This is a genomic window from Streptomyces sp. PA03-1a, assembly GCF_033792805.1.
In the GTDB taxonomy this organism is placed as follows: Bacteria; Actinomycetota; Actinomycetes; order Streptomycetales; family Streptomycetaceae; genus Actinacidiphila.
The window spans coordinates 1-9,494 of sequence record NZ_JARAVO010000308.1; the positions used below are offsets into that span (position 1 = coordinate 1).

Genomic DNA, 9,494 nt, shown 5'->3' on the forward strand with positions numbered 1-9,494 from the left:
GGGAGAGATCGACATGTTGAAGCCCACTTGTTCCTGCGACAAGCACCCGGCCGGGGGCTCCCCGTCGGCCGGGTGCTTGTCGCAGGAACAAGTGGGCTTCAACATGTCGATCTCTCCCAGCGTGTGAGCCCGGGACCATCGCTCGAGACGCGATGATCCACGGTCGTTTCTTACCAGACCGGGACATTCGCCACCGTGGCGTTGAGGATTCCCGCGTCACGGGTGGCTCAACCGGCTACCGTGCCTCGTTCTCCGGCCGGCCCGGACCGCAACTCCGCTGAACGCCAACGCGACTTGATCCGTACGGGAGCGCGGCGGGCGCCGGCGCCTCCTAGGATCACGCCATGGAACTGACGTTCGTGGACGTGAAGTCTGGTGAACCGGCCATGACCGCTGAAGTCGGGCCGCTGATCAGGGCGTTGCGACCGGCTCTGACCGCCGACGGTTTCGCGGCCTTCGCCGCCGAGGCGCATGACCAGGGGGTGGTCTTCACGGCGGCCCTGGACGAGCGGGAGCGTTACCTGGGGGTGGCGACGCACCGGGTGCTGACCACCAGCAGGGGGCGGTTGCTGCTGGTCGACGACCTGGTCACGGTGCTGGACGCGCGTGGCGCGGGGGTGGGCACGCGGTTGCTGGCGGAGGTGGAGGCCAGGGCCCGGGCGGCGGGCTGCGAGCGGCTGGAGCTGGACGCGGGCGTGGCCAACCACGGGGCGCACCGCTTCTTCCACGCCCGCCGTATGGCGATCACGGCGCTGCACCTCGCGCGCGAACTCACCTGACGGGCGCGGCGCGGGACGGCGGGGCCGTTCAGAGGTCCCCGGTGAAGGCCACCAGCTGCGGGGTGCCCCACGGTTCGGGGACCGCGGTCCGGGTGGCGTGGTCGAGGAGCCACTTCTTCAGCACCTCGAAGCCGGCGTCCCCGTAGGTGTCCTTGTAGAGCGCGGCGATGCCGGTGACGTGGGGGGCCGCCATCGACGTGCCGCTCATGATCGCGTAGAGCCCGCCGGGGAAGGCGGAGGCGATGTCGACACCGGGCGCGTTCAGGTTGACGCAGCTGCCGAAGTTGCTGAACGCCGCCCGGTGGTCGGCCCGGTCGGTCGCGGCGACGGTGAAGGACTCCGTGGCGCTCGCCGGGGAGATGACGCAGGAGCTGACGTCGTCGTTGCCGGCCGCGACGACCGGGAAGACCCCGGCCCGGGCCAGCGCGTCCAGGGTCTCGTTCATCGTCGGGGAGTAGAGGCCGCCCAGCGAGATGTTGGCCACGGCGGGCTTCACCGCGTGCCGGGCGACCCAGTTGATCCCGGCGATGATGCCGGAGTTGGGGCCGCGCGCCTCGCAGTCCAGCACGCGTACGGAGACCAGCGAGACCGCCCGGGCGACCCCGGTGTGCTCACCGCCGACCGTGCCGGCGACGTGCGTGCCGTGGCCCGCGCAGTCCGCGGCGTTCCGGCCGTCGTCCATCTCGTCGATGCCGGGCTTGGCGCGGCCGCCGAACTCCGGGTGGGCGAAGTCGATCCCGCTGTCGATGATGTACGCGGTGACCTTCGCGCCGGTCGCGCGGACGGTGAAGCCGTGCGTGGCCGGGGCGCGGTTGCTCACGCGCTCCAGGCCCCAGAACCGGCCGGTGCCGTCGGTGGGGGGCGGGCTGCCCGGCATCCGGCGGCTGGTCGACACCGGGATCCGGTCCTCCGCGGGCAGGGTGACCGTGGTGTCCTGCTCGACGCCGCGCACCGAGGGCAGGGCCCGTACGCGGGCCAGTTGCCTGCCGGTGAGCGGGGCGGCGAAGCCCCGCATCACGCTGTCGTACACGTGGGCCGGGGTGATCCCGGCCGCGCTCGCCACGGCGGAGGGGTCGCTGTCCGGGGCCAGGGTGACGATGTAGCGGCCGGGGATGGAGTTCGGCGCCCCGACGCCGAGCAGGGGTGCCAGGGCGACGGAGGAGCGCGCCTGTGCGGGCACCGGCGCGGGGAGGGCGGCCAGCGCGGGGACGACGGTCATCAGCAGCGCGGCGAACGTCCGGCGCAGGGACACACGCATGTGTCGATCTCCTCGGGACTCGGCGGACAGCTCGGCCGACGGGCCGTCAGCCGGCCCTCTCCCCCACCCTGTCAGCCAGGATCGGACGCGGGCGCGCCCTGCTACGCCATCCGGGCCGGGGCGCGACGAGCAGCCCCAGGCCGATCCACACGTAGGCGCTGCCGCCCACGAGGGTGCCCAGGCCGCCCGTGCCGGGGTCGCCCCGCCACAGCCACACGACACTGCTGCAGAGCAGGACGTAGCTGCCGACCGCCGCGACCGTCGGGCCCCGGGTCCGTACCCGCAGCGCCTCGCCGGCCAGCGCCGCCAACGCCGGGACCAGCCACACCAGGTGGTGCACCCAGGTCACCGGGCTGACCAGGCAGGCCGTCACCCCCGTGAGGGCGACGCCCGTCGTGACGCCGGTCCGGCGCACCTTGTACGCCCACACCGCCAGCACCGCGACCACGGCCACCGCCCACACCCACGTGGGTGCGTCGAGCCGGGCGAAGGTGCCGCGCAGCGACTGGTTCGAGGCGTACGACAGCGAGCCGACGCGGTCGGTGTCCCACATCGCCCGGGTCCAGAAGTCGCGGGACGCGCCGGGCGCGGCCAGCGCCGCCAGCAGGGTCGCCCCGGTCGCGGTGGCGGCCGCGGTGAGGCCGGCGCGGCGGTGCCCGGCGAGCAGCAGCCACCCGACGAACAGCGCGGGCGTCAGCTTCACGGCGGCGGCGAGGCCGATCGCGCACCCGGCCCAGCGGCTGCCGCGGCGCAGCAGTTCGGTGTCGGCGAGCACCAGGGCGAGCAGGACCAGGTTGACCTGCCCGAAGGTGAAGGTGTCGTGGACCGGCTCCAGGAGCGCCATCAGGCACACGGCCAGCACCATCGCGTACCAGGGGGTCCAGCCCTCGCGGCGCACGATCGGCCACACCGTCCACCACAGGACGGCCGCCGCGGCGCAGATGTTGATCGCGGCCGCGCAGACGACGGCCGCGGGCCAGCTCACCAGGGCCAGCGGCAGCATGCACAGCGCGGCGAACGGCGGGTAGGTGAAGCCGTACGTCGTCCCGGGACTGAGGTAGTCGTAGACGCCGACGCCGTCGTGCGTCCAGGCGTTGACGGTGCCCCAGTACACGCCGAGGTCGAACCAGTGCCGGTGCAGCGGCACGGTGGCCAGGAAGAGCGCGGTCGCGACCACGGCGGCGGCCGCCGTCACGATCCGCCTCATGAGGCGAGCGCAGGACGTACGAGCCGGACCAGCCGCAGCGCGGCGAGCGGGAGCAGCGCGAGGGCCGCACCCGCGGCCGCCAGGGCGATCTGACGGGGCGTCGCGGCGAGCCCGCTGGGCAGCACCACGAGCGCCAGCACCGCGCTGGCGAGCGCGGCGATCCGCCGCACCCGGCCGTCGGGTGCGGCCACGGCGAGCGGCACGAGCCCCCACAGCAGGTACCAGGGGCGGATCGCCGGGCCCAGCAGTGCCACCGCGAGCAGGCTGATCCCCAGGGCGTACACCGGCCCGAGCCGCTCGCGGTACAGCCACACGGCGGCGATGACGAGCGCGGCCGCGGCCATGCCGAGCAGCCGCCAGACGTCCGGGGTGCCGGCGAACCGCCCCAGGACGTTGACCAGGGACCAGTTGGAGGCGGAGGCGGGCGTGGTCAGCGCGCCGATCCAGCCGTAGCCGACGCCGGTGACGGCGGTGACCGCCACGGTGGCCGCGCCGGCGACCGCCGCCGTGGCCGCTCCGGCGCGCGCCAGGCGCCGGCGGCCCTCCAGGTGTTCGGCCCACAGGCTGGCCACGACCAGCAGTCCGAGCGCCGCGGGCGCCTTGACCAGGGCGGCCAGGGTGACCAGCGCGGCGGCCACGACCGGGCGCCGGGCGAGTGCCGCGCCCAGGCCCGCGCCGAGCAGGCCGAGCATCACGGCGTCGTTGTGCGCCCCCGCCACCAGGTGCAGCAGCACCAGCGGGTTGAGCGCCCCCAGCCACACGGCCGCGGCCGGGTCCGCGCCGCAGCGCCGGGCGAGCCGCGGCAGCAGCGTGGCCAGCAGGGCCACCCCCAGCAAGGCCAGCGCCCGCATCCCGGCGACCCCGGCGTGCGCCCCGAAGCGCGCCAGCGCCAGGAACGCCGGCCCGTACGGCGCGGGGCTGTTCCGCCAGATCGCCGGCACCTCGGCCGCCGCCGTACCTCCCAGCACGCCCGGCCCGTGCGTGTAGGCGTCGATGCCCGCGTTCACCATCGTGCCCTGCGCCAGGTAGCTGTAGACGTCCCTGCTGAACAGCGGCGGGGCCAGCAGCAGCGGTGCCGCCCACACGGCGAACGTCGTCAGCAGCGCGCGTATCGACGGGGGCCGGGGCCCGCGCACCAGCCGGCCGAGCTGCCACCACGCCGCGACGAGCAGCCCGAGGCCGAAGTACGCCACCAGCAGTCCGGCCGCCGCCTGCCCCTGCGGCAGCGCGATCCCGTCCCGTACCGGCAGCGCCCCCGCGGCCATGCCGCCGATCGCCAGCGCGGCGGTACCGGCCAGCCCGAGAGCCATCGTGCGAGTCACGCCCGCACGTTCCCATCACCGGATGTCCGCCGGACGACCGGCGGGCGACCGGCGGATGACCGGCCCGGACGCGCGGCGCCCGCTTCGCTACGGTGAGGGCATGTTCACACCCGGGGAACGCGACCGCGTACGGGCCCGGTTGCTCGGTCTCGCCGCGGACGACCCGGACGTCACCGGGGCCGCGCTCACCGGTTCGCTCGCGGTCCCGGGCGGCGGCGACCGGTGGTCCGACGTCGACCTGGTGCTCGGGGTGCGGGGCGAGGTGGGCGCGGCGCTGGCCCGCTGGACGGCGTGGCTGTACGGGCCCGGGTTCGGGGCGCTGCACCACTGGGACCTGCCGGCGGGCGCGACCGTCTACCGGGTGTTCCTGCTGCCGGGGGCGCTGGAGGCGGACCTGGCGTTCACGCCGGAGGAGCAGTTCGGACCCCGGGGGCCGCAGTGGCGGACGGTGTTCGGCTCCGCGGGCCGGGCGCCGGAGGCGGCGCCGGCCGACCCGGGGACGCCGGCGGGACTCGGCTGGCACCACGTCCTGCACGCCGCGGCGAGCATCGAGCGGGGCCGGCTGTGGCAGGCCGAGCACTGGATCGGCGCGGTGCGCACCCAGGTCATCGCCCTCGCCTGCCTGCGCCTTGGGCACCCCGCGGCCTACGCCAAGGGCGCCCACCTGCTGCCGGACGAGGTCACGGGGCCGCTGCACGCCACGCTGGTGCGCTCGGCGGAGCCGGCGGAACTGCGCCGCGCGCTCGCCGCGGCCGCGTCCGCCCTGGGGCGTGAAGTGGCCCGCACCGACCCGGTGCTGGCGGAGCGCCTGTGGCCGGTCCTGGTGGAGCGGGGCGGCGCGGCCGGCTGATCCCGGCGGCGGTGCCGCGATGATCTCCGCGGCGCGGCCGGGTCGTTCGAAGAGGAAGCCGTACCCGGCGCGGTGCAGGTGCCGAGGTCGAGCCGTTCCCGGTCGGTGAGGCCGATGTCGTCGGCGGTCCCGCCGAGACGACCGCGCGGACGCCGACGGCGCGCAGCCGGGCGAGCCGGCAGGCTGCGGACGACGACGACGTCGCAGCCCGTGTCGGCGGCGAGCCGTTCCACGAGGCGGGCGCGGTTCCTGATCGGCAGGTCCCCGGGAGCCGGGACGCGGCCGTGGCCGGGCAGGGCGATGGCTACCGGGCCGAATCCGGCGACCGCAGGTGCGGGCTCGGCCATGGCGGCCGTGGCCGGGCAGGGCGATGGCTACCGGGCTGAATCCGGCGACCGCAGGCGCGGGCTCGGCCATGACGTCGGCGTGGAACCCGGTCGTGCGGACGTCCCGGCCCGCACGCCCACCGTCGGCGTTCTCGGCTCCGTACCCCGGCCCGGCCCGTCGGGGCGGGCGGGCACCGTGCTCCGTGCGCGGCGTGTCGGTGCGATCCTGAACCGCGTGCGAGATGCGATGACGGTGGTCGAGGCGGCGTTCGCCGGTGTCCTGGGGGCGCCGGAGGGGGACGTCGAGACGGCGCTGGACGCCGGGGCGTCGGCGATGGCGGCGGCGGAGGCCGGGTGGGACGAGGTCGGCCGGGCGGTGGCGACCGCGGTGGGCGGGCTGCTGCGGGGCTGCCGGGCGCGCGGCTGGGAGGACGCCGACCTGCTGCGGATGGTGCGCCGCGAACTGCGCCCGGAGCACGTGCGGCTCGCCGGGCGTCTGACCGCCGACGGGGGCGCTGACCCGGCGGGCCTCCTGACGGCGTACGGGGCGGCCGAGCGGCTGGACCGCTTCACGGTGGCGACGGCCGTGCTGGAGCTCGTCCGCCTGCTGGGGCGGCTGCCCGGGATCACGCCGCCGGCACCGGCCGCGCCCGCTGCGGGCGGTGCGGGGCATCCGATGCTGCGGCGGATCAGGGCGCTGCTGGCGAAGGCGGAGTCCACGGCCTTCCCCGAGGAGGCGGAGGCGCTGAGCGCGAAGGCCCAACACCTGATGGCACGGCACAGCGTGGACGAGGCGCTGGTCGCGGGCAAGGCGCCGGGCGGCGGCGGTCCCGGCGCGCGGCGGATCGGCGTGGAGCGTCCGTACGAGGCGCCGAAGGCGCTGCTGCTGGACGCGGTCGCGGCGGCGAACCGCTGCCGTGCCGTGTGGTCGGCGGAGTTCGGCTTCTCGACCGTCGTGGGCTGGGAGGCCGACCTGGAGGCCGTGGAGGTGCTGTACACCTCGCTGCTGGTGCAGGCCGAGGCGGCCATGCGCGGCGGCGGCGCCCCGGGGCCGGCCACGCGTCGCCCGGGACGCAGGGGCGGCAGGGGCGGCGCCAGGGGCGGGGACCTGTCGCGGGACTTCCGCGAGTCCTTCCTCATCGCCTACGCGGGCCGGATCGGCGAGCGCCTGGCCGCCGCCGCCCGTGACGCGACGGAGGAAGCCGCGGAGGCGGGCGGGTCCAGGGAGGTGCTCCCCGTGCTGGCGGCGCGCGAGGTCGCCGTCGGCCGCGCCGCGGACGCGATGTTCCCCGAGACCCGCACGCAGCGGCTCAGGGGCCGTGACCGCGAGGGCTGGGAACGCGGTACCGCCGCCGCCGACCGCGCCGCCTTCCACGGCCCGGCCGGCGCCGGACCGGGACGGGAGCGCGGCCGGGGCCCGGGTCCGTCCCCGGGTTCCCGGGGGTGAGGGAACGGCCTGCGCCCCGGGGCACCCGCCCGCTCCGGCGATCCGGCACGGCCCGCGGCACGTCCCGGCCGCGTACGCCTAGAACAGCCACCGGGTCTGGCTGTAGGTGGTGCCGCGGGCGTACGCGAAGGCGGTGGTGGGCTCCACCTCGTACACCAGGGCCTCGTGGCCGTCGCCGACGAGGACCTGGTCGCCCACGTCGAAGTGCCATCCGGAGCCGTACTTGGTCTCGTACGCCGCGGCGATCCGGTGCAGCTGGTTCTCGCTGCGCACGCGGGCCGCCTTGCCCTCGAGCACCACGTCCAGGCCCTCGCCGAGCGCGTTGTTGCCGGTGGTGAGGACGACCCGGCCGTTGCGGGCGAGGTTCTTGGCCTTGCGCTCGTCGGCGCCGGTGCAGAAGTGCAGGGCGTCGTCCAGCCAGACCCCGATGAGCGGGGTGACGTGGGGGCGGCCGTCGGGACGGACGGTGGTCAGCCAGTAGATCTCGGCTCCGGCCAGGTGCCCGCGGGCGTCGTGCCAGGTGGTGGGGGCCGCGCCGGCGCTGCTGAAGCGGGCGTCGAGCCGGGGCTCGGGTTCCTTCTCTTCTGTCATGGGTTCACTGATACTCCATCAGCCCGCGCGCAGCGCGTACGCGCTGTCCACGGCTTCCGCCAGGTCGCGTACCGCCGGGTCCTCGGTGGTCGCCGCCAGGGCGTGCGCGCGGTCGCCGAGCCGGGCGAGGCCGGGGGCGCCGGGCAGCTGCTCGTCGCCGGTGTCGTAGGTGCGCAGCGCGTCGGCGAAGTAGGCGGCCACCGCGTCCACCCGGAGCCGCGGCGAGGTGCCGGAGTCCCACAGCCGGCCGGCCAGCCGGTCCGCCTCGACGGCGCCCGACGCCTCGTGCGGGGTGCGGTCGTGCGGGTCGAGCCAGCGCACGGTCGCGGTGGCGACGTGGCCGCGGGCGCCCGCCTTCAGGCGTACGGCGTAGAGCGCGGTGACGGTGTGGCCGGGGCCGACCTCGCCGCCGTCGACGCGGTCGTCGCGGAAGTCCTCGTCGGCGACGGCGCGGTCCTCGAAGCCGATCAGGCGGTAGCGCTCGACGGTGTTCGGGTCGAAGGAGACCTGGGCCTTGGCGTCGCGGGCGCGCAGGCCGATGTTGACGGGCAGCTGGTCCACGAACAGGGCGCGGGCCTCGGCCGGGGTGGAGACGTACGAGGTGTGGCCGTCGCCCCTGTCGACCAGCCGCTCCATCAGTTCGTCGCCGTACTCGCTGCCGACGCCGACCCCGAACAGGGCGACGCCGTGCTGTGAGCGGGCCCGGTCGATCCGTTCCAGCAGGGCGTCGGGGTCGGTCTGCCCGGTGTTGGCGAGGGCGTCGGAGAGCAGGACGACCCGGTTGGTGGCCCCGCGCCGGGCGCTCTCCAGGGCCACGTCGTAGCCGGTGCGCAGGCCCGCCTCCAGGTTGGTGGAGTCCTCCGGCGCGAGGCGGTCGACGACGGACAGGGCGCGCTGCCGGGCGCCTCCGGCGCCGAGCCGGGTCGCCGGCAGGGCGACCCGCGCGCGGTCGCTGAAGGTCACGACGGCGAGGGAGTCGTCGTCCCGCAGCTCGCCGACCGCGGCGCGGAGCGCCTTCTGGACGAGGTCCAGCCGGCCCGGATCGCCCATGGAGCCGGAGACGTCCACGACGAAGGTGAGCACGGCCGGCGGCCGGTTCCCCTCGTCGGCGGGGCGGGTGGCGAGGCCGACCCGCAGGAGGGACCAGCCCTCCTCGTCGCCGATGCGGGCGCCGTCGACGGTGACGGAGAAGCCGTCGCCCTCGGGGGCGGGGTAGTCCTGGCGGAAGCTGTTGACGAACTCCTCGTGGCGCACGTCCGCGGGGGAGGGCAGCGAACCCTCGTCGAGCCGCCGCTTGGCGTAGCCGTACGAGGCGGTGTCGACGTCCAGCGCGAAGGTCGACAGCTGTGACGCGTCGGGCGCCCGCTCCGGGCCCCGGTCCTCCTCCGTGCCCTGCCCGTTCCACTCGGAGCCGCCGTCCTTGGGGGCGCCGTCCGCGCCCCGTACCGGTCCGGGCCGCCGCGTGTCACCGGCGTGGCCCCGGTCGGTGTTCGCGCCGCAACCCGTCAGGACCGCTCCCGCCGCCACCGCCGTCAGCACCGCCGCCGTGATCCGCCGCATCACCGTCACCTGCTTCCCCCCGGGGGCGCCCCCTGCGCCTTCTGCGACTGTGACGCAGGAGGGGGCGGGCGGGTGGCATCGGGGCCGTTGCGGATGGATCTCAGTCGGGCAACGCCGCTTCGCCCGGGGCCGCTTGGCGGGCGCGGCCGGCGGG

Annotated in this window: 8 protein-coding genes; 3 read left to right on the forward strand and 5 right to left on the reverse strand. The window is 76.1% G+C overall.

The window, feature by feature from the left end:
• Positions 1 to 344: 344 nt before the first annotated feature.
• The gene (locus tag PV341_RS40785) at positions 345 to 779 is read left to right on the forward strand and encodes a GNAT family N-acetyltransferase (protein WP_500322687.1); all 435 of its coding nucleotides are present in this window, start codon (positions 345 to 347) and stop codon (positions 777 to 779) included.
• Positions 780 to 807: 28 nt separating this feature from the next.
• Here the strand turns inward: PV341_RS40785 and PV341_RS40790 are convergent, their stop codons facing one another.
• The 3 genes from PV341_RS40790 to mptB are packed head-to-tail and all read right to left on the reverse strand — an operon-like array spanning position 808 to position 4,554.
• Entirely contained in the window at positions 808 to 2,037 is a 1,230-nt protein-coding gene (locus PV341_RS40790) for a S8 family peptidase (protein WP_500360465.1), read from the reverse strand.
• 46 nt (positions 2,038 to 2,083) lie between these two features.
• The gene (locus PV341_RS40795) at positions 2,084 to 3,244 is read right to left on the reverse strand and encodes a glycosyltransferase family 87 protein (protein WP_500360467.1); all 1,161 of its coding nucleotides are present in this window, start codon (positions 3,242 to 3,244) and stop codon (positions 2,084 to 2,086) included.
• Entirely contained in the window at positions 3,241 to 4,554 is a 1,314-nt protein-coding gene (gene mptB / locus PV341_RS40800; protein ID WP_500322763.1) for a polyprenol phosphomannose-dependent alpha 1,6 mannosyltransferase MptB, read from the reverse strand. Before mptB ends, PV341_RS40795 begins: the two co-directional genes overlap by 4 nt.
• Before the next feature lie 112 nt (positions 4,555 to 4,666).
• Here mptB and PV341_RS40805 point away from each other — a divergent pair, with 112 nt between their 5' ends.
• Positions 4,667 to 5,416, forward strand: coding sequence for a hypothetical protein (locus PV341_RS40805; RefSeq protein ID WP_500360469.1), 750 nt, complete (start codon positions 4,667 to 4,669; stop codon positions 5,414 to 5,416).
• A gap of 573 nt (positions 5,417 to 5,989) precedes the next feature.
• Complete coding sequence (locus PV341_RS40810) at positions 5,990 to 7,189, forward strand: DUF2786 domain-containing protein (RefSeq protein ID WP_500360472.1); 1,200 nt, start codon at positions 5,990 to 5,992, stop codon at positions 7,187 to 7,189.
• Positions 7,190 to 7,267: 78 nt separating this feature from the next.
• Here the strand turns inward: PV341_RS40810 and PV341_RS40815 are convergent, their stop codons facing one another.
• On the reverse strand, positions 7,268 to 7,780 hold the full coding sequence (locus tag PV341_RS40815) for a pyridoxamine 5'-phosphate oxidase family protein (protein WP_500322695.1): 513 nt from the start codon (positions 7,778 to 7,780) through the stop codon (positions 7,268 to 7,270).
• Positions 7,781 to 7,798: 18 nt separating this feature from the next.
• Positions 7,799 to 9,340 carry a vWA domain-containing protein gene (locus tag PV341_RS40820; RefSeq protein WP_500360470.1) on the reverse strand — a complete coding sequence of 514 codons (1,542 nt, stop codon included), beginning with the start codon at positions 9,338 to 9,340 and terminating at the stop codon, positions 7,799 to 7,801.
• Between the last annotated feature and the right edge of the window lie 154 nt (positions 9,341 to 9,494).

Bases quoted from the DNA above. Each gene is read 5' to 3' on its own strand.
- PV341_RS40785 (WP_500322687.1), top strand. From the start codon at position 345: ATGGAACTGACGTTCGTGGACGTGAAGTCTGGTGAACCGGCCATGACC.
- PV341_RS40790 (WP_500360465.1), bottom strand. From the start codon at position 2,037: ATGCGTGTGTCCCTGCGCCGGACGTTCGCCGCGCTGCTGATGACCGTC.
- PV341_RS40795 (WP_500360467.1), bottom strand. From the start codon at position 3,244: ATGAGGCGGATCGTGACGGCGGCCGCCGCCGTGGTCGCGACCGCGCTC.
- mptB (WP_500322763.1), bottom strand. From the start codon at position 4,554: ATGGCTCTCGGGCTGGCCGGTACCGCCGCGCTGGCGATCGGCGGCATG.
- PV341_RS40805 (WP_500360469.1), top strand. From the start codon at position 4,667: ATGTTCACACCCGGGGAACGCGACCGCGTACGGGCCCGGTTGCTCGGT.
- PV341_RS40810 (WP_500360472.1), top strand. From the start codon at position 5,990: ATGACGGTGGTCGAGGCGGCGTTCGCCGGTGTCCTGGGGGCGCCGGAG.
- PV341_RS40815 (WP_500322695.1), bottom strand. From the start codon at position 7,780: ATGACAGAAGAGAAGGAACCCGAGCCCCGGCTCGACGCCCGCTTCAGC.
- PV341_RS40820 (WP_500360470.1), bottom strand. From the start codon at position 9,340: ATGCGGCGGATCACGGCGGCGGTGCTGACGGCGGTGGCGGCGGGAGCG.